This is a genomic window from Acinetobacter sp. WCHAc060006, from assembly GCF_004209135.1.
Taxonomy (GTDB): Bacteria; Pseudomonadota; Gammaproteobacteria; order Pseudomonadales; family Moraxellaceae; genus Acinetobacter; species Acinetobacter cumulans.
Genome location: NZ_SGSS01000020.1, coordinates 1 through 19,063, shown reverse-complemented (window position 1 = coordinate 19,063; position 19,063 = coordinate 1). Strand labels below are relative to the sequence as shown.

At 40.1% G+C, this 19,063-nt stretch carries 18 protein-coding genes; 8 read left to right on the top strand and 10 right to left on the bottom strand.

Annotated features, from left to right (window positions below; all coding sequences use genetic code 11):
- Nucleotides 1-35: 35 nt before the first annotated feature.
- On the bottom strand, nt 36-1,379 hold the full coding sequence (gene gdhA / locus EXE29_RS11985; protein ID WP_106986138.1) for an NADP-specific glutamate dehydrogenase: 1,344 nt from the start codon (nt 1,377-1,379) through the stop codon (nt 36-38).
- 306 nt (nt 1,380-1,685) lie between these two features.
- Between gdhA and EXE29_RS11980 the strand changes: the two genes are divergently transcribed.
- A complete protein-coding gene (locus EXE29_RS11980) occupies nt 1,686-2,513 on the top strand; it encodes an RnfABCDGE type electron transport complex subunit B (RefSeq protein WP_265936312.1) in 828 nt (275 codons plus the stop codon).
- Nucleotides 2,510-3,205 carry an endonuclease III gene (nth, locus tag EXE29_RS11975; protein ID WP_106986139.1) on the top strand — a complete coding sequence of 232 codons (696 nt, stop codon included), beginning with the start codon at nt 2,510-2,512 and terminating at the stop codon, nt 3,203-3,205. Before EXE29_RS11980 ends, nth begins: the two co-directional genes overlap by 4 nt.
- Nucleotides 3,206-3,241: 36 nt before the next feature.
- Here nth and EXE29_RS11970 read toward each other — a convergent pair whose 3' ends face one another.
- The 4 genes from EXE29_RS11970 to EXE29_RS11955 form a co-directional block, all read right to left on the bottom strand.
- Nucleotides 3,242-3,427, bottom strand: a complete 186-nt coding sequence (locus tag EXE29_RS11970) for a hypothetical protein (protein ID WP_106986140.1) — start codon at nt 3,425-3,427, stop codon at nt 3,242-3,244.
- A gap of 83 nt (nt 3,428-3,510) precedes the next feature.
- On the bottom strand, nt 3,511-4,170 hold the full coding sequence (gene adk, locus EXE29_RS11965; RefSeq protein ID WP_106986141.1) for an adenylate kinase: 660 nt from the start codon (nt 4,168-4,170) through the stop codon (nt 3,511-3,513).
- A gap of 84 nt (nt 4,171-4,254) precedes the next feature.
- Nucleotides 4,255-5,571 (bottom strand): DUF445 domain-containing protein, encoded by a 1,317-nt coding sequence (locus EXE29_RS11960; protein ID WP_120364757.1) that lies wholly within the window; start codon nt 5,569-5,571, stop codon nt 4,255-4,257.
- Between the two features lie 62 nt (nt 5,572-5,633).
- Nucleotides 5,634-6,152 carry a hypothetical protein gene (locus EXE29_RS11955; protein ID WP_106986143.1) on the bottom strand — a complete coding sequence of 173 codons (519 nt, stop codon included), beginning with the start codon at nt 6,150-6,152 and terminating at the stop codon, nt 5,634-5,636.
- 237 nt (nt 6,153-6,389) lie between these two features.
- Here EXE29_RS11955 and mrdA point away from each other — a divergent pair, with 237 nt between their 5' ends.
- The 3 genes from mrdA (at nt 6,390) to EXE29_RS11940 (ending at nt 9,981) form a co-directional block, all read left to right on the top strand.
- Nucleotides 6,390-8,441, top strand: coding sequence for a penicillin-binding protein 2 (mrdA, locus tag EXE29_RS11950; protein WP_106986144.1), 2,052 nt, complete (start codon nt 6,390-6,392; stop codon nt 8,439-8,441).
- A gap of 8 nt (nt 8,442-8,449) precedes the next feature.
- Entirely contained in the window at nt 8,450-9,010 is a 561-nt protein-coding gene (gene rsmD, locus EXE29_RS11945) for a 16S rRNA (guanine(966)-N(2))-methyltransferase RsmD (RefSeq protein ID WP_106986145.1), read from the top strand.
- A 227-nt stretch (nt 9,011-9,237) separates the two neighbouring features.
- Nucleotides 9,238-9,981 carry a sulfite exporter TauE/SafE family protein gene (locus tag EXE29_RS11940; RefSeq protein WP_106986159.1) on the top strand — a complete coding sequence of 248 codons (744 nt, stop codon included), beginning with the start codon at nt 9,238-9,240 and terminating at the stop codon, nt 9,979-9,981.
- Nucleotides 9,982-9,995: 14 nt separating this feature from the next.
- On the opposite strand, the gene EXE29_RS11935 is transcribed toward EXE29_RS11940, so the two are convergent.
- The gene (locus EXE29_RS11935; protein ID WP_120366151.1) at nt 9,996-10,253 is read right to left on the bottom strand and encodes a hypothetical protein; all 258 of its coding nucleotides are present in this window, start codon (nt 10,251-10,253) and stop codon (nt 9,996-9,998) included.
- 321 nt (nt 10,254-10,574) lie between these two features.
- On the opposite strand from EXE29_RS11935, the gene EXE29_RS11930 reads away from it, so the two are divergent.
- Entirely contained in the window at nt 10,575-10,892 is a 318-nt protein-coding gene (locus EXE29_RS11930; protein WP_120364758.1) for a hypothetical protein, read from the top strand.
- A gap of 72 nt (nt 10,893-10,964) precedes the next feature.
- Here the strand turns inward: EXE29_RS11930 and EXE29_RS11925 are convergent, their stop codons facing one another.
- Complete coding sequence (locus tag EXE29_RS11925) at nt 10,965-11,549, bottom strand: 1-acyl-sn-glycerol-3-phosphate acyltransferase (RefSeq protein ID WP_117007954.1); 585 nt, start codon at nt 11,547-11,549, stop codon at nt 10,965-10,967.
- Between the two features lie 216 nt (nt 11,550-11,765).
- On the opposite strand from EXE29_RS11925, the gene EXE29_RS11920 reads away from it, so the two are divergent.
- Nucleotides 11,766-12,245, top strand: coding sequence for a copper resistance protein NlpE (locus EXE29_RS11920; protein WP_117007935.1), 480 nt, complete (start codon nt 11,766-11,768; stop codon nt 12,243-12,245).
- 110 nt (nt 12,246-12,355) lie between these two features.
- Here EXE29_RS11920 and EXE29_RS11915 read toward each other — a convergent pair whose 3' ends face one another.
- On the bottom strand, nt 12,356-14,458 hold the full coding sequence (locus EXE29_RS11915) for a TonB-dependent siderophore receptor (RefSeq protein ID WP_120364759.1): 2,103 nt from the start codon (nt 14,456-14,458) through the stop codon (nt 12,356-12,358).
- 382 nt (nt 14,459-14,840) lie between these two features.
- Here EXE29_RS11915 and EXE29_RS11910 point away from each other — a divergent pair, with 382 nt between their 5' ends.
- A complete protein-coding gene (locus EXE29_RS11910; RefSeq protein WP_120364760.1) occupies nt 14,841-16,112 on the top strand; it encodes a hypothetical protein in 1,272 nt (423 codons plus the stop codon).
- A gap of 41 nt (nt 16,113-16,153) precedes the next feature.
- Here EXE29_RS11910 and EXE29_RS11905 read toward each other — a convergent pair whose 3' ends face one another.
- Both EXE29_RS11905 and EXE29_RS11900 read right to left on the bottom strand, forming a co-directional pair.
- Nucleotides 16,154-17,305, bottom strand: a complete 1,152-nt coding sequence (locus EXE29_RS11905) for a LuxR C-terminal-related transcriptional regulator (protein WP_106986151.1) — start codon at nt 17,303-17,305, stop codon at nt 16,154-16,156.
- Nucleotides 17,306-17,464: 159 nt separating this feature from the next.
- On the bottom strand, nt 17,465-19,063 hold a 1,599-nt coding region (locus EXE29_RS11900; protein ID WP_120364761.1), incomplete at its 5' end, for a YadA family autotransporter adhesin.

Here is a 19,063-nt window from a genome sequence, read left to right as displayed (position 1 = left end):
AGCCTCGGTTTTTTTAATTCGAACTTGCGTAGAACTTAGTAAACGCCTTGAGCAAGCATTGCATCAGCAACTTTTACGAAGCCAGCGATGTTCGCGCCATTTACATAGTTCACAGTACCGTCTTCTTCAGTACCGAATTTCACGCAGTTACGGTGAATTTCTTTCATGATCGCGTGTAGACGCTCATCAACTTCTTCAAATGTCCAACCCAAACGGATTGCGTTTTGTGACATTTCAAGACCAGAAGTTGCAACACCGCCCGCATTTGATGCTTTACCTGGTGCATAAAGAATTTTCGCTTCTACAAATTTCTCTACTGCAGCCAAAGTTGAAGGCATGTTCGCGCCTTCAGCAACACAGATTGCGCCATTTGCAAGAAGAGCTTCAGCATCAGCTTCATCTAATTCATTTTGAGTTGCACATGGAAGCGCGATGTCGCACTTAATACCCCAAGGACGTTTGCCTTCAAGGTATTCAAAACCGTGTTTAGACGCAAACTCAGAAATACGGCCACGTTTAACGTTTTTAAGTTCCATCACTTCAGCAAGAAGTTCAGTTGTGAAACCGTCTTTTACGTATACAGTACCAGCAGAGTCAGAAAGTGAAACCACTTTCGCACCTAGGTACATTGCTTTATCAGCAGCGAATTGAGCAACGTTACCAGAACCTGAAATCGTTACCACTTTGTCTTTAAAGCTATCGCCACGAGTCTTGAGCATTTCCTCAGCGAAATACACAGTACCGTAACCTGTTGCTTCTGGACGAGCCAATGAGCCACCGAAAGTCAAACCTTTACCAGTGAATACGCTTGAAGTGTCATTGCTGAGCTTCTTCATCATACCCGCCATGTAGCCAACTTCACGGCCACCAACACCGATATCGCCCGCAGGGATGTCCGTGTTAGAACCAAGGTGACGGTAAAGTTCGATCATAAGCGCTTGGCAGAAACGCATAATTTCGCCTTCAGATTTACCTTTAGGGTCAAAATCTGAACCACCTTTACCACCGCCCATAGGCAAAGTAGTCAATGCGTTTTTAAATGTTTGTTCGAAACCTAAGAATTTAAGAATTGAAAGGTTTACAGATGGGTGGAAACGCATACCACCCTTGAATGGACCAATTGCCGAGTTATATTGAACACGGAAAGCACGGTTTACATGCGTTTGACCTTTGTCATCAACCCAAGATACACGGAATTGAATCGCACGTTCAGGTTCTACTAGGCGTTCAAGTAGACCATAATCAGCATATTGTGGATTCTTTTCAATGAATGGCCAAAGACTGGTCATTACTTCTTCAACAGCTTGAAGAAATTCTGGTTGATGAGCATCACGTGATTTTACGTAATCTAGGAAGTCGTTAAGGCTGTTGTATTTCAACGCTTAATCCTCAGCAGAAATGGATCAAAATTGGTCAAAATTTCAATCAATGATTTATTTTGGCGCAAAACATTAAATATCTTTTGTTTACATTCAGCAACAGTTTTTTAAAAAAACTTTATTTTTTGTTTAACAACAGCAATTTAATTAAAACTAACAACACTTTTAGTTATACATTTAATAACTTTTATGCATATATTAGATTACTTTTTTGCGCGATTTTAATGCATTTATAGTGCTATTTTCGTGCAGAAGAATTATGTTCAAAAACATGCTAGTATTGCTTTTCAGCCATTTTTTAACATTTTGTCTGCCCCGCAGTTTTGGTTTCACATGAACACTCAATTTTCCCTTATCCAAAGTATCGATGCCTTGTTACCGCAAACCCAGTGTGGCTTATGTGGTCACCGCGATGGTTGCTTACCTTATGCCAAATCGATTGCGGAAGGTGAAGATGCCAACAAATGTGTTCCAGGTGGTCAGCCTGTTGCTGATGCACTCGCCAGTTTGTTAGGTCGTGACAAACTGACCGCTGAAGAAAGTGTTTGGCCAACACAGAGCGATGGTCGCCCACAACGAATGAAAGCCGTTATTCGTGAAGATGAATGTATTGGTTGCACCAAATGTATTAGTGCCTGCCCAGTAGATGCCATCATTGGCTCTGGCAAACTGATGCATACCATTTTGACCGATTTATGCACAGGTTGTGAACTATGTATTCCACCCTGCCCTGTAGACTGCATTGATTTGGTCGAAGATTTACAAAGTGTTCCGACAGACATTATTCGTATTGCTGAGCAAAATGATTTACGTGATCGTTATTACTCACACATTCAACGTGAAGAAAAGCGTCGTGTAGATCGTAAAGGGCCTGTTGTTCGTGCTGAAATTGATACTGCTCTTTTTGCTCAATTTTCTGCGCAATCTACCGCTATGCCTGACATACAAGTGGCTGAAAAACCTGAACCAGTTGCGGTTAAACTGGATGCAAAAACCACAATTGAATTAGCTAAAATTCGCACACAAATTAAGAAGTTAGAAAAACAGCTTAGTGTGCGTGAGGATGCCAATAAACGCCAAATGCTTGAGCAACTGACTGCACAACTCAATGCATTGCAAGGAGCATCTGCATGACTGTAAAAAACATGACTAAAAAGCAAATTCAGACTTTTTTTGAACGCTTAAGAGCGCAGCGTCCGCACCCAGAAACAGAACTCAATTATTCTAATCCTTTTGAATTATTGGTTGCCGTTACGCTGTCCGCACAAGCGACCGATGTAAGCGTAAATAAAGCCACAGATAAATTATTCCCCGTTGCCAATACGCCTGAAGCCATTTATGCCCTAGGTGTAGAAGGACTCAAAGAATATATCAAGACCATTGGTTTATATAATTCAAAAGCCGAAAATGTGATTAAAGCCTGCAAAATGCTCATTGAAAAGCATAACAGTATTGTGCCAAATAACCGTGCCGACCTTGAAGCCTTACCCGGTGTAGGACGTAAAACGGCCAATGTGGTGCTGAATACTGCATTTGGCCAACCTACAATGGCGGTAGATACACATATTTTTCGTTTAGGTAATCGTACTGGATTAGCGGTAGGCAAAAATGTGCTCGAAGTCGAACACCGCTTAGTAAAAGTCATCCCCAAAGAATTTATTGTAGACTCTCATCATTGGCTCATTTTACATGGTCGTTATTGCTGTATTGCACGTAAACCCAAATGTAATGAATGCATTGTGTCCGATGTTTGCAACTGGCCAGACCGCTTTGAATTTGGCGCAACCCGCCCCATACAAATCAAAAACAGCAAAGCTGAACTTTAAGTTCAGCTTTTTTATGAATGATCCAAAATCAATAGCTTATTTATTATTTTGATCTTGTTGTTGTTTAATTTTAGGATGCAATTGGCGCTCAGGAGCACCTGCTTGTTTTCGTTCTAAAGCTTCTTGCTTACGTACATTTACCAGCATTTTATAACTCATCACAGAAACACCAATGACGACAGCAACCGTCACCAGCATCATTAAAACAACACCTATTTCCATGATTTAACCTATTTATCAAAACCAACAAAAAGAGCCCTAATATGACTTAGGGCTCTTTGAAAGTCAAAATTCGAAAAATCGAATTATTTTGACTGATCTAAAATCGCAAACAAATCAGTTTGAACGTTCTCGATTGGACGAAGACCATTCAATTTGTCATACGTAGGTGCATTTTCACCAGAAGCCGCACGGCCTTGGTAGAAACCAACCAATTGTTCTGTTTCAGTGTGATATGAAGCTAAACGCTTACGGATCGTTTCTTCTTGGTCATCTGGACGTTGTACAAGATCTTCACCAGTTTCGTCATCTTTACCTTCCACTTTTGGTGGGTTGTAGACGATATGGTAAACACGACCAGATGCAGGGTGCTGACGACGACCAGAAAGACGTTGAACGATTTCTTCGTCTGGTACATCAATTTCAATCACGTGATCGATATTGATGCCTTCATTTTCCAACGCTTCCGCTTGTGGAATTGTACGAGGGAAACCGTCGAAGATGCAGCCGTTTACACAGTCAGGTTGAGCAATACGTTCTTTTACAAGACCAATAATCAGCTCATCTGAAACCAAGCCACCGTTGTCCATCACGCTTTTAGCTTTAAGGCCTAGTTCAGTTCCTTCACGAATTGCAGCACGGAGCATATCACCGGTTGAAATTTGTGGGACATTGTAGCGCTTACAGATCAGCTGAGCTTGTGTACCTTTACCTGCTCCAGGTGGTCCGAGTAAAATAATGCGCATAAATAAACATCCTCATTTAAAACAATATGTATGACACTGCTCAGCGATGATCAATCAAATTCGATCTTGCTGGCCAGCATCTAATTATAAGAAAGCCACGAACAAATGTATTGTACCAGCGATAAAACCAGTTACACCCCCAAGTACAATCAAAATCCATTCATCTTCCTGAAAAGCAGGTCGTAATAGGTTTTGAAATTCTTTTGGCGTTAACTCGCGGATACGGTCTTTAAACATTTGAAAGATTTTCTGTGCACGGCTCGCATTAAACGCAGGGTCGCATACAGGCACCATCGTAATTTCTATTGAGCGGTCAATCAAGTCTGTCTTGAGTTTTGCGTATTCTTTTGGTCCTAAAGACAGCTGTAAAGACGTTCTCACCAATGGTGTTTCCATAATTTCATTAATATGGCGCTTCACAATACGGCGTGTTTTGTCTTTTTTAGAACCATACATCATTTCCGTCATAATTGACTTTAAGGTGATTAATTCTTCAGTGACTACACTGGCAAAGACATCGGACACTTCTTCCTGGCGCTTCATAAACGCACCTTGAATATTGTAAGTTCCCATACGTGGAATTACAGGTTTAATCCATGGAAATTTGCGTCCCTTGGTCAACTCAAAAAACTGTGGATAGCGTACATAGTGTGGCTCTACAGGGTTAAACACCATCCAAATGGCAATCCAGTTGGTCAAGAAGCCCCAGATAGCTGCCCAAAATGGAACTGTCCAATGCCAAGGCACCACAAACCAAACGATCATTTGGAAAATACCAAAGAACATCCCAATAAGTGCACTAATATGCCAAATAAAGTTGATCTCTTTTTGACCCACTTTTAAGAACATGCGTACCATAAGCTTACGGTCGCCTTCCATTTGACTAACTACCATGTCACGCATGTTGACCAATGACTCGACGTTCATGGTCAGTTCGGTCACAAGTTCTTTTAAGGTACCTGGCAATTGTTTTTGCGCTTGCGCATAAATTCGACGTTTGATCGAATATGGAAGGTTTTCCCAAAGCACGGCATTACGATCGATCATGACTTCATCAATGAGATGTTCGAGCTCAAAGCCCACTTGCTCACCAATAATACGCGCCATGTCTTCAGGGTCCATCGCATTTAAAAACTCTTGTAAAGAGCCTAATTTTGATAGCGTATTATCGGTAATAATCCCAGAGATACGACCCGCTTTACGTGGCACAATCCCCTGCCAACCCACAGGCAATGGACCTATATGGAAACCCCAAAAATTAATTGGGTAAAACACCATTTTTAGCGCCATCCATACATGTGCCCATGTAACAAATGCAGTAACAGGGATAATGCTGAGCACGGCCCAAAAATCTGGACGTTGCGTAAAGGTTTGCCATAATTCACTGACGTACTCAAGCATGTATCATTTCCATATTTAATTTTATTAAGTCAATTCTAAAGAGTTCACAGGCAATATTGTTACTATAATCCGATACTTATAGTATAGGAGAATTGTAGCTGTGGTTTTGTTTCTGCAGCAACAGTGCCATCCTGATTCGTGAGTTTTTCACCCGCACCAATACCCACACTAAATGTGCTGATTCGTTCACGGCTCATCATGACATAGGCTAAATCCACACCACCGCCTAAGCGACTTTCATAGCTATTATCGACTTTTTTACTGTCAATATGGCCTGCGTATACACCTAGGTAATAACCGTTTTTATCTTTACCTGTAAATTGCACTGGGTAGCGAAAGCCAACTTGCCCACCTGCGGTATGATCATCATTTAAATATACACCGCCTTTCACATAAGCAATGCCGTATGGATTCACCCATTCGGTATTTAAATGGATCATTTTTTGCGTAAAACCGACCCCGAGGTTTAATGTCTGCGCATCACCTTGCTTTAGCTTTGCTTCTGGCAGAAAGCTATTGTCTTGGGCATAGGCAGCATTGGTCACCAATATGAAAGCTAACAAAGAATAAACTTTGTTCATTATTTCCACCATCTTCCTTAATTATATTTGTAATAGATTTCCTATTTTTATGCGATTTGACTTTATCAGAATTATTCGCATCCTTATATACTGGAATTTACCTTTTTCATGTCTACAAAGTCAAAGTTTAAACAGAACATACGAAACGGACTTTTTTTATTTATCAAAAAAACTGCATTTGCGTTAGAATAATGATCTTCAAATTTCCCTCTAGTTTCTGAGTCAAGCCGATCGCGTATGAAGCAGCACTTTCCTTTAAAAAATGTACAGCAAGAAAAGCGCATTTATCGCAATCGGGTACTGATTTCAGCGGGTATTGTTATTTTCTTTATGCTGTTGTTGGTCGTGCGTTATGCCTATCTCCAAATCAGCAGTTATCAAGAGTTTTCAACGGCATCAGATCAAAACCGTATTCGCCTACAGCCTTTAGCGCCTGCTCGTGGTTATATTTATGACCGCAATGGCGTATTGCTGGCAGATAATTATCCAGTATTTTCTGCCACAATGAGCCGTGCAGATATTCCTGATATTGATGACACTGTTGCACGTTTAATTCCAATTTTAAATTTGACTGAAGAGGATATTGATCGCTTCAAAAGTCGTATTAAAACCTCTAAAAAAACCGAACGTGTTGCACTTAAACTCAATTTAAATGAAATTGAGATTGCCAAATTTAGTGAAGTTAAATATCAGTTCCCTGGGGTCAATATAGAGACCCAAATGACGCGCTATTATCCACATGGCGAACTGTTTGCCCATGTGATTGGTTATGTCGGGCGTATTAATGACAAAGAACTAAAAAGTATTGATAAAGACCTCTACGCGGGGACAAACCTGATTGGTAAAATTGGGGTAGAAAAGTCTTATGAAGAGTTATTACATGGTTTACCTGGCAATGAATCTGTTGAAGCAGATGCGCACGGAAATGTGTTACGTCATTTAGGCCGTAAAGATCCTGTTCGCGGTAATGATCTGTTTTTATCTTTAGATTATGGCTTGCAAACCATTGCCTCAGAACAACTGGCGGGGCGCCGTGGTGCAATTATTGCCATGGACCCACGTACAGGTGAAATTTTAGCGCTCGTGTCTAGCCCAAGCTTTAACCCCAACCTTTTTGTGACAGGGATTAGCAGCAAGGACTATAGCGCACTACGTGATAATTTAGATCAGCCACTATATAACCGTGCTGTACAAGGCGCGTACCCACCAGGTTCGACCATTAAACCAATGTTTGGTATGGGTGGGTTGCACTATAATTTAGTGGATTGGAATACGGCGATTGCCGATCCGGGTTATTTCACTTTACCAGGTGATAGCCACCGCTTCCGTGACCATAAAAAAACAGGTCACGGTTCTGTGAATATGCATAAAGCTCAAAACGTTTCCTGTGATACTTATTTCTATATCCTGTCGTATCGTATGGGTATTGAAAAAATGAACACTTGGATGCGCCAATTTGGTTTTGGTTCGAAAACTGGCGTAGATTTACCAAGTGAAAGTGAAGGTCTATACCCAAGCCCTGAATGGAAAATGCGTACCCGTAAGTCAAAATGGCTCAAAGGTGAAACCATTTCAGTCAGTATTGGCCAAGGTGCTTTTACAGCTACACCACTACAACTAGCCATGGCAACCGCAATCACAGCCAATCAGGGCGCGCATGTGACTCCCCATGTACTCCGTGACAGTAAAGGCTTTAAAGCCTATAAAGCACACAATGCACCTGATGGCCATATCGAATTTAATGGTAAGCCTGAAGATTGGATCAAAATGCGTGATGCGATGGTTGATGTAGTGGAAAGCGGTACAGGCCGTGGTATTCGTACACCGATGTATCATATTGCAGGTAAAACAGGGACAGCTCAGGTTAAAAGTATTGCGCAGGGTAAACGTTACAACGAAGCACTATTAACAGAACGTCAGCTGGACCACGGTTTGTTTGTGGGCTTTGCACCTGCAGAAAATCCTGAAATTGCGATTGCCGTAGTATGGGAAAATGGTCGTCATGGTGGCTCGGCGGCCCAGTTAGCGCGTCCAATTTTTGATTATTGGTTATTGCAACGTAAGAAAAACCCTATTCGTCCTGCTAACCATCAAATTAGCGGTGGCCTAATGACTGCTGGTATTAAACCAGGTGAACTGCCTAGTGGTAGCACTATATTATCTGCGGACCCGAATGCAACGACTCAAAGCAATAGTAACGCAAATAGCCACAATGCAGCACCTGCATCAAGCCCAGTAGCATCTGCACCTATTACTGCACCAGTTACACCATCAAACGATGTAGAATGAGTTGAATTATGAAAAATCAATTACGTATTATTGGCGGAGAGTGGAAACGTCGCCAACTCCCATTCGCATCGATTGATGGTCTTCGACCAACGCCTGACCGAGTACGTGAAACACTATTTAACTGGCTGATGTGGGATGTGCAAAATGCACAAGTTTTAGATATTTGCGCAGGCTCAGGGGCTTTGGCTTTTGAAGCGCTGTCTCGGGGTGCAAGCCAAGTTGTGATGATTGAACCTGACCGCAATCAGGCTCAATTTTTAACCCAAAACCTTGAGTTACTACGTGTGACCAAGGCACAAGCTCAACTCAAAGTGAGCACTGCACAACAAGCCTTACCCAGCTTAAAACAACAATTTGATTTGGTGTTTTTAGATCCGCCGTATGGCTTAGATTTATGGCAAGAATTAGCTACTTTAGCGGACCCACTCATTAAAGACCAAGGCTTTATTTATGTTGAAGCCGATCGTGATTTAAGCCAACTGACACTCCCTCATACGTGGCATAAAGTTAAAGAAACCAAAGCAGGAACCGTACGTGCAGGCTTATTTCAAAAAACTGTACCCGCTTAAATTTTAGCTTTAGCGCTACTTTAGAACTTTGTGCATTTGCCCGTTCAATAGCTTTCTCCCCAAAAAGACGCAATATGCGTCTTTTTTAGTCGTAATCACAAAAGATCCTTTTTGTATTTATATATCCAAGACATATCGTAATTTCAGCTAAGCTTAGGCCAATTGCATTTAAATAAAGTACTTTTAATTCGCTAAGATAAGCGCCTCAATTAACGTATATGATTGTCATGACTTGGCTGATTTTTATCATTGGTGCAATGCTTGCAGGCTTTGTACAAGGCTTAACAGGTTTTGCCTTTGCACTCGTGGCCATGTCTTTTTGGGTTTGGGTACTTCCACCACAATTAGCCGCACCTTTAGTGGTACTTGCTTCCGTGTGGAGTCATGTGATTTCCCTCAGACAAGAACGCGGACAACATACTTCGTCGCGACAATTAGTTCTTCCCTATATTATTGCAGGCTTAATTGGCGTGCCCTTGGGTAGCTATTTTTTAGATTTAATTCAGGCAGATACTTTCAAGCTATTGCTTGGTGTATTTTTAATTCTGTGGTGCCCCATCATGCTGTTTAATCCACAAATTAAAAAGATTCAACAGTCTGGTCATTATGCAGATGCCAGTATAGGTTTTTTGGGCGGTATTTTAGGTGGCTTGGGCGGGTTCTGTGGCTCACTGCCTTCCGCATGGCTCATGCTCAAACAACGCCCAAAGCAAGAACAGCGCTATATATTGCGCCATTTTAATTTTGCCATTCAACTGTTTACCCTCGTAGCTTATTTAGCCCAAGGTACGTTACAGACCAAACTATTACCCTATGCCTTGCTATTACTCATTGCAGTAAGTGTTCCCGCAATGCTGGGTGCAAAACTATTTTATAAAATTTCAGAGCGTCAATTTAAACACAGTGTTTTGACCTTGTTATTCTCTTCAGGTTGCTTTCTTGTTTTCAGTAGTATCGTACAAGCGACTTAAAGCAAAAGACTTCGCTACTTGGGCCGTGTTGTACGTAAAGGTCTCGAATCACGTACGGGAGACTCTTCTTCCCTTGCCTCTTTAATATCTGGATCATCAGAATGACCAACTGAGCTCAATACTGCACTGGTCATTGGAATGAGATGTGTCACAGCTATGGTTTGTGGTGTTGTCATCGCATGTATATCTGTTGGAACATCAGCAGCATAACTTGAACTGGCCAAAACTAAACATAAAATTGCGAAAGACTTTTTACAACGTGTTAATAACATCAGTGCAACCTTTGACATCCCACCATACATGAAGCTGATTATTCAGATATATTCTGAAGAGACCTTGAAGAAGATGTAAACGTCCGTATATTTAAGTCATCAAAATGCATTTTTTGCTGGGTTAAATTCAAAACTTTTTCCTCTGACGAATATTTTAATCTCGGTTGAATTTAGTTATTTTCAGCTAAAATCAATTTACCCATGTATATGTCAGATCTATTTTTTTATTTTTTGATCAATTGTTCAAAAAATCTATACAGTTTTAATTTTAGATATTTATACAATAGTCATTTATACGCCCACACCTCCTATTGATCTCTCATGAAATATATTTTCATGCCTGTACTACTGCTGTTGCTTACAGGTTGTATGTTTGGCACATCTAGCGAAATCCGTAAAGCCGAAAAATTATATGCTCAGTTTCATTGCAATAACATTGAAACATCCCAAATGGGGAGCAGCTCGATTACCAGTTTTCATGAGCACAAATTGGCATCGAGCAAACAAAAAGCGCAATACTATATTCAAAGCTACAAACAAGGAGAACACTTGTTTGATTTACCTTTAGATCAAGTGATTGAGCAACAATTCTTTATTTATAAAGCAGCCTGTCAAAATTTAGGTGGCATACAGCCTTAAATAAAATATACCTTGTAAAGCGTTGCCATAAACCTGCAACCACCATAAAAAATAGGGCTTATGCCCTATTTTTTATTCAACATAATAGCGCTGATCTACACTAAAGCTTTCTGGGAATTTGGCATGGATTTGTGCATAAAAATCCATAATTTCCGCCATATCTTTTTCATAATCCCCAGTCGGATAAACAATCTTGCCTACACCCGTTTTTTTCTTGGCATAGTCCATATAAGCCAATGCAATTGGCACACCTGCATTGGTTGCAACATGGTAAAAGCCAGTTTTCCACTGTTCTTGTTTCGCGCGAGTACCTTCAGGTGTAACTAACATGACCAACTTGGGATGATCTTTAAATAAGTTGCTCATGACTTCAACCATACTTAAACGTTGCTCACCCTCAACTTTTGGTCGACGGTCAATTCCTATGCCACCCATTGCGCGAACAAAAGGTCCAAATGGAAATTTCATATAGCTGTCTTTAATCGTAATGCGGACATTTACACCCATTGCCTTTAATGCTAAGCGTGCATAAAGTGCATCCCAATTGCTGGTATGTGGTGCAGCAATCATTACGCATTGATCCAAATCAAGTGGCCAATGATTATCAATTTCCCAACCCATTGCATTGAGACTTTTTTCTGCCAATTTTTCTAACACAGCAACCACTCACACCCCATTTAAAGTGCCCTGATTGTACTGATGTTATTGCAAATTAACACACAGATTCGCTTAATAAACAACCAAATAAAATACATCTGTTCAGGCGCTAGCGTCAAAATTTCATCTAGACTTTTATACGTTTACAAGATCACTGTACAAGCTTATTTTAAAATAGATTATTTTTTATTCATCCTCATACGGTAGTCAAATCACGTGAAAAAGATTATCTTCATTAGCTTACTATCTCTAGTTGCATTAAGTGCTTGTAGTAAAAATGATACAACGACAGCACCACAAACACCTGAAAAAACTGAACAAGCAACATCTACTAACACCACAACTCCCTCTGTATCTACCAGTGATAGCGCTGAAAATGCCTTAGATTGGGCAGGCGAATATAAAGGGGTATTCCCTTGCGCAGACTGCGAAGGCATTAAAACTGAGCTTGAGTTAAAATCAGATAAAACCTATGAATTGACAGAGGAATATCAAGGTAAAGGCAAAGAACACGAGTCTAAAGTCAAAGGAACATTTAGTTTTGATGCCAATCAACCTTCAGTGATTACCCTCGATCAGAATGCCGATCAACGTAAATTCTTTATTGGTGAAAATTTTGCTGAAGCTCGCGATAAGGAAACAGGTCAAGCACTTGATACAAAATTGAATTACAAACTAATTAAAGAACAGCACTAAATCCTAAGTTTTTGCTCAGCGCTTAGTTTCTCCCATTTGGTATTCGCAAACAAAAATCCCTGCTCTTGAGCAGGGATTTTTTATCAGTTCTACAATCATTAAATAATGAATTAATATTTAAAACTTAGGTTAAAACGTAGCATACGCGGGTCTCCCCAATTCACCAACTGTGCATTCGGCGTTGTGCCTGCCAAATACTCACGGTCAAATAGATTTTTCAGGCTTAACCCTACACTCCAGTCTTTGGCTTCATAACCTGCATTTACATCAAAAAGCACATAAGTTGGAAGGTCTACATAATCTGTGCCACGCTGTGCAGTACGTGCTCCTTGATAACGCATACCAGCCCCTACACGCCAACCCAATTGATCTGGACTAAAATAATACTGCGTTGACAATGATGCTGCGTTTTTCGCCACATGATTCGTACGCTTGCCAATCTCGCTTGCAGTCAAGCTCTCAGTGACTTCTGCTGTCGGAATATAACTATAGCTAGCCAATACTTTCCACTGTGGATTCAACGTTGCCGCCAGCTCTGCTTCATAACCTTTGGTTTTTTGCTCACCTGTTTGGATTGAAAAATTTCCAGAGCTATCTGTTTCTGTTACATTTTTACGGGTCAAATCATAATAAGCCACGTAGCCTTGTAAGCGTTGATCCAAGGCTTGGAGCTTGACCCCAATTTCAGTCTGCTGACCTTTTTCTGGATTTAATAAGCGACCATCTTCGCCTGAATCTGTTACAGGCATAAAGGAGGTCGAATAACTCATATAGGGCGCAAACATGTCATTAATGCGATACATGACAGAAGCACTACCCGTAAATGCATTATCGGAGTTTTTCTGATTTGAGCCATTGAGTAAATTATTAATTTCTACCTGTGTCCAATCATGACGCCCAGATAAACCAATGATCCAGGTATCATCAATGCTTAGCGTATTACGTATATATGCTCCAGCATACTGGCTATACGTCATTTCATGGCTAGGTGTACCCGGCTTTTTAATGACAACATCACCATAATTGGGTGCATTCAAATTAAAGTCATTAATGGTATCTGTACGGCGATAATAATCACTGCGCTCGTGCATTAAATCTAAACCCGCCATCAAATCATATTGCACTGCGCCAAAGTCAAACTTACGCTGCACATTGGTGTCCAATGCATAATTGACATCTTGTTTATCTTGATTATTAATTGCACGCTTAATAATGGGCAAGCTACTACGCCCTGACGCTAAGATAGAATTACCAACAGTATTGGTTTGTGTCACAGCAAAATTTTGTTTAAAAATCCAATCATTATCAAAATAATGTGCATAGTTCGCCCCTAAGCGGTACACATCCACGTCATAACCATAATCTGGATCACCAAAAAATAAGTTATGCGAATAATTTATATATTCTCCATTACTAAAAGGTATACCTTGCTGGCGTAAATAATTTCTATGCTGATAACTGGCGATAACCGAAAGCTCATCTTTTTCACCTAAATCAAAATTATAAGATGGTGCAATATAATAATTTTTGAAAAAAACTTGATCGGTTGGATCATCTTGATCTGATACCCGACCAACCAGTCGAAATGCACCTTTTTCTGTGTCATTCGGTGCATAATTGAGATCGAATGTCCCCTCTTTTAATCCATAGCTCCCCACACTGAGCGTTCCTTTAGCCTCTGTGCTTGCATGTGGGCGTTTGGTGGTAAGATTGACCATACCACCAGGTAAGCTTAAACCAAATCCAACTGAAGTCGGCCCTTTCACAACCTCAATCGATTCAAGCCCAGAAATATCCTCCGAACGTAAAACATTGTCTGAGGTTTGAATACGCAAGCCATCTATATATGTTTGCGAGCTTGAAATTTGCCCACGGATAACAAAGTCATCCCACCCTCTACGACCATATTGGCCGGAAGTCACGCCAGCTACACCATCCAATGCTTCCGCAACTGTTTGCACTTGCTTTTGTTCTAGTTGTTGCTGAGTTAACACACTTATGGCTTGTGCAGTTTCAAACAATGGAGCATCCGTTCGAAGCACAGCTTGTGCTTTAGTTGCCACATATTTGGCTTCTTGCTTGGGTGCCTTCACGGTAATTGTTTGTAGCTGTTGTGCCTCTGTATTGAGTGGTTCTGGAGAGACTTCTGCATGAGTTATAGAACTTAAAGCCACCAGAATTGAAAATGACAAGGTCGAACGTGGATATTGCACTTCGAAAAACCAATCCAAAAAAATTAATGCGAATTATAATCATTTAAACTTATAAAATATGGCTATTAATTCAGCATTATTTTTAGAAAAAAATAAACATTTGAATATGAAATAAAATTTATAAAAATATGTGCATTGTATAAATCAATCCATTTACACCCCAATGCAGGATTTTTAGATTATAACAAAATTAACCTTATAAAATAATAACCTACAAAAAACTCAAACAGCCATTTTTTATTTTTATTTAGTGGATGCAACAAATCAAAAACTTAAATTTATCTTAAAAAAAGCTTCAAATCATCCCTATTTGAAGATAGTCGATTGTAATAAAGATTTTTAAGATCGAAACATAACAAGAAGCATCAAAAAGGATCAATCCATGAAACATACCCTACTTAGCCTTGCTATAGTTACACTCCTCACAGCCTGTGGTGGTGGCAGTTCATCTGATGGTCAATCCACAAATAATAATGGCAATCCAAATACCCCCACAACACCAAGCACGACGAATAAAATTGGTATTTTGACTGATGCTGTAATCAGTGGTGTGCACTATGTATCTAAAAATAGCCAAGGTGTTGTCAGCTATGAGGGTACAACCGGTGATGCATCATCAACAAATGGTAAAGGTTCATTTAAGTATAATGAAGGCGACAAAGTGACCTTTTCTATCGGTGATATAGTGCTTGGCTCGGTCACAGCGCAAGCAAAAATCTCTCCACTTGAACTCGCTACAGATCCAGTTATCCGCAACAATTTAATCATTTTGCTTCAATCTTTAGATGCCGACCAAAATCATAGCAATGGTATTGAAATTTCCACCAAGACCGTAGAGGCTTTAAAAGACAAAACAATTGTATTGAATACACCTACCGCGTCATTTATAGCCGATGCCACTTTCCTTCAAGCTGTAAAAGCATCTGGAACTGCTGTGGTCCCTTCAGAAACGGCCTTAGCAAACTTCATTGATAGCTTTGCCAAAGACAATGAAGGTGTTTGGAGTTATAGCAATAACGGCACCAGAGTTTTGCTCTATATTAAAGGTGCAGTTGAAACTGTTAACAAAGATAAATACCTACACTTTATCTTTGCACAAGTAGGACCTGCCGACAATGATGGACAATCTGGATTTGAACAAGGCAAATTTAAATGGGATCCACTCACAGGCAAATTAACAGTGGTTAGCCCATTAACTCAAGACACCAATGGTGGCTGGGGACTTTCTGATTCGAGTCAACCATTTAGCTTACTGTATGGCAAAACAGAAGGAACGTTACAGTTACTCACTGAAGACCCTACACCTGTTGTATTAACCAAACTCCCGAGTGAAAGCAACAGCATCGTCGGTGCTTGGAAAAATGCTGATGCACTCGTCGCCATGTATAACGACAAAACATATTTGTACGTAGGACTAAGTAATGAAGACTGTGGTGGCCCAGGTATTGAGTATGGAACTTATTCTGCAAGCAATGGCATTTTAAAAGCCGAATCTGTTCAATACGACACCACAGGTTGCCTAGGTCTAGTCGACACATGGGGAGATTTAAGTCAGCATAAATATGACTTAGATACCTTTAAATATAGCCTCAACGATAAAACCATCAATATCCAATATGAAGATGAACCTGTAAGCACACTGAGTCGCTTATAAACTGAATGGAACATGATCTAATGAATGAAGCTCATGTTCCATTACACAATATGCTCAAAACCCATCGACAAACTCATCAGCTTACGCATCAATTCAACCTGAGTGGTACTTTGGGTTTTGGCAAAAATATTTTTAAAATACGTTCGTACCGAACTAATTGTTAAGCTACATTGCGTCGCAATATCTTCCATATTCGCGCCATTGACGAAGCGCACACACATTTCACATTCACGTGTAGTTAATGCAAAAGTTTCCTTTAAGTAATCATTCGAAAGTGAATATTGTTGTTGCTTTTCAGATAAGAACAACACAGCAAATGCACCTTGCTCAATCTGGATTAAATGCTGAATACTACTTAAAGGTGTAATACTTAGCATATAGTCTTGTCCATTTTTGGCTTTCAACTCAAGTACACCACCTATATCATGATGTGTGTCTTGGCGCTTATAGAGCGCACTCTGTACAGTTTTTTCAAATTTAGCTTGTTGATCCCGCCTGACCAGCAAACGATTTTTTTGATCAAATTCGAATAATTTAGATTGCTCTAATAAGGCCTGTGCGGCTTTATTGCTGTATTTTAAAACTTTATCTTCATCAATTAAAATAATGCCAATTTTGATTAAGTCTAATATTTGAAATAAATTTTGCCCCATTGTCTGCGCAAAGCTTAATTGCTTATAGATTTGTAAACTACGACGGATATGCACACCCAGTCGCTGAAAGAACATCATTTCGTCGTGACTAAACTCTTGATTGACTGCTTCACGGTGAATACCTAAAACTGACCAGCGATATTCCCCTTTATCGAGTAATACGGCAGCAATATAACTAATGCCAGTAATTTTTAAGCATTTCTCATAAAATTCTTGTTTGTCTGCATTTGTACTGCTTGCATAGTGACTTAAATCAAAATGCATGACACCACCAACACCAATGCTATCCCATAGTGGAACATGAAGCTTCATATCGATTGCTTTCACATTTTCATCTTGGTAAGCGTCTATGCTTGCTTGAGGAATATTATATGTAAAAACAATATTATATTTAGGGTTTAATAAATCTAATACTGTCAATATTGCGGTTTTACTGGCTGTATAATCCACAATTTTTTTGAGTATTTCAGGCCATAAAGAAAGATTGACCGCGGCATCGTATATTTCCCCAATGATATGATTTTCAATTTCAATATCCATAAGGTTGCCTTTTTATTGTTTACTTTTCCTAAATATTCATTTTTTTAGTATTCTGTCAAAAATATCATATTTATCAATTAATTAAGCTTTAAATCGAGATATAAAAAATCCCCGCATTTTCGGGGATTCTTTGTTAAATCCAAATGTATTTACGGGTAATTATTTACCGCCAAACACATAAGATACGCCTACACGACCACCCACTTCATTACCACCAGCAAAACCTAGTGCAGCACTGAATGCAGTACGGCCATCATTTAGCACGCTTGCAAGACCTAAAGCAGCAGCAGATTCGCCTTCATAGTGACCAACACCACCAAATACTGCAACTTGACCTGCACCAATGTTTGGAATTTGCTGTTGAGCAGCAAGTGCAATTGCAACCCCCCGATACGATGTTTGCTCTACATCACCCACTCGACTATTTAATTGACTAACACGTGAATCCAATACGCTTACTTGCGTATCTGTATAAGACTTTGCTGACGCTAATGTATCAACACCTGTTTTAGCAATTACAGAATTAATTCGTGCAGATTCTGCTGTTGCCTCACTTCTAATCGTTTTTGCAGTCTCATTTGTAAATGCATTGGCTGATGCTAAAATTGTTTGATCAGCATCTTTCATTTGCTTTAAATTTACTGCATCAGTATCTATAGTCCCTGCCTTAACATTAGTTATTTGACGCTCACTCCCTGTTGAACCAACGGATACAGTATTATTCCTTGTTGAGCTTGAGTTATTTCCAAGAACAACTGTATTTTGTGCTGAGGTGTTTACGTTGTTACCCAATACAAAAGTGTTATCACCTGAAATGGTGTTATCATTACCAAAAGCATAACTGGCACTACCTGAAACTATATTTGGATCACCCAACGCGCCAGAACGATCTCCGCTAACAATATTTCCTGTACCAATACTAACAGTTTGTACACCCAAAGCCTGTGCACCAGATCCTAACGCTATTGATGAAGCTCCGTTAGCTGTTGCACTATGTCCCATAGCCAAAGCAGAAGCACCACCAGTACCCGTACTTGCATTCTGCCCAATTGCTATTGAATCTTGTCCAGATGCAGTAGCTTGCTGTAAACCTTGTGATGAGCTCACCGCAACATTTGGGGAACCATTCAAATTTGCATCAGTATATGCTTTCGCTTGCGCAAGGGTATTAGCATCTGCTTCTGAAATTACCGTATTCAACCTACCAGTTTCAGCTAATGTCTCTTTACGTAAAATTGCTACCGTATCTGCTGTATTTTTGTTTGCTGAGGCCAAAGTTGCTTTATCACCATCGGTGATTACTTGATTTACACGTGCTGATTCTATTGAAGCTTCTTGACGCAATACTATAGCTGTATCCGCAGTCGTTTTATTGGCAGAAGCTAAAGTTGCCTTGTCTCCATCGGTGATGGTTTTATTTACCTGAATAACTTGAGCTGATACCTCTTGACGTAAAGCAGTTGCCGTATCCGCTGTGGTTTTATTTGCAGAAGCCAAAGTTGCCTTATCACCATCAGAAATTGCTTGATTAACGCGAGCTGTTTCCACAGAAGCTTCTTGACGCAAGGCTGTAGCCGTATCTGCTGTAGTTTTATTTGCAGAGGCTAAAGTTGCTTTGTCTCCATCTGTAATGGCTTGATTGACACGTGCTGTTTCTGCTGAGGCTTCTTGACGTAATACCGCTGCTGTATCTGCTGTAGTTTTATTTGCAGAAGCCAAAGTTGCTTTGTCTCCATCTGTAATGGCTTGATTGACACG

Coding starts and splice junctions, on each gene's coding strand:
- nth (WP_106986139.1), top strand. CDS start 2,510: ATGACTGTAAAAAACATGACTAAAAAGCAAATTCAGACTTTTTTTGAA.
- EXE29_RS11970 (WP_106986140.1), bottom strand. CDS start 3,427: ATGGAAATAGGTGTTGTTTTAATGATGCTGGTGACGGTTGCTGTCGTC.
- adk (WP_106986141.1), bottom strand. CDS start 4,170: ATGCGCATTATTTTACTCGGACCACCTGGAGCAGGTAAAGGTACACAA.
- EXE29_RS11960 (WP_120364757.1), bottom strand. CDS start 5,571: ATGCTTGAGTACGTCAGTGAATTATGGCAAACCTTTACGCAACGTCCA.
- EXE29_RS11955 (WP_106986143.1), bottom strand. CDS start 6,152: ATGAACAAAGTTTATTCTTTGTTAGCTTTCATATTGGTGACCAATGCT.
- mrdA (WP_106986144.1), top strand. CDS start 6,390: ATGAAGCAGCACTTTCCTTTAAAAAATGTACAGCAAGAAAAGCGCATT.
- rsmD (WP_106986145.1), top strand. CDS start 8,450: ATGAAAAATCAATTACGTATTATTGGCGGAGAGTGGAAACGTCGCCAA.
- EXE29_RS11940 (WP_106986159.1), top strand. CDS start 9,238: ATGACTTGGCTGATTTTTATCATTGGTGCAATGCTTGCAGGCTTTGTA.
- EXE29_RS11935 (WP_120366151.1), bottom strand. CDS start 10,253: ATGTTATTAACACGTTGTAAAAAGTCTTTCGCAATTTTATGTTTAGTT.
- EXE29_RS11930 (WP_120364758.1), top strand. CDS start 10,575: ATGAAATATATTTTCATGCCTGTACTACTGCTGTTGCTTACAGGTTGT.
- EXE29_RS11910 (WP_120364760.1), top strand. CDS start 14,841: ATGAAACATACCCTACTTAGCCTTGCTATAGTTACACTCCTCACAGCC.
- EXE29_RS11905 (WP_106986151.1), bottom strand. CDS start 17,305: ATGGATATTGAAATTGAAAATCATATCATTGGGGAAATATACGATGCC.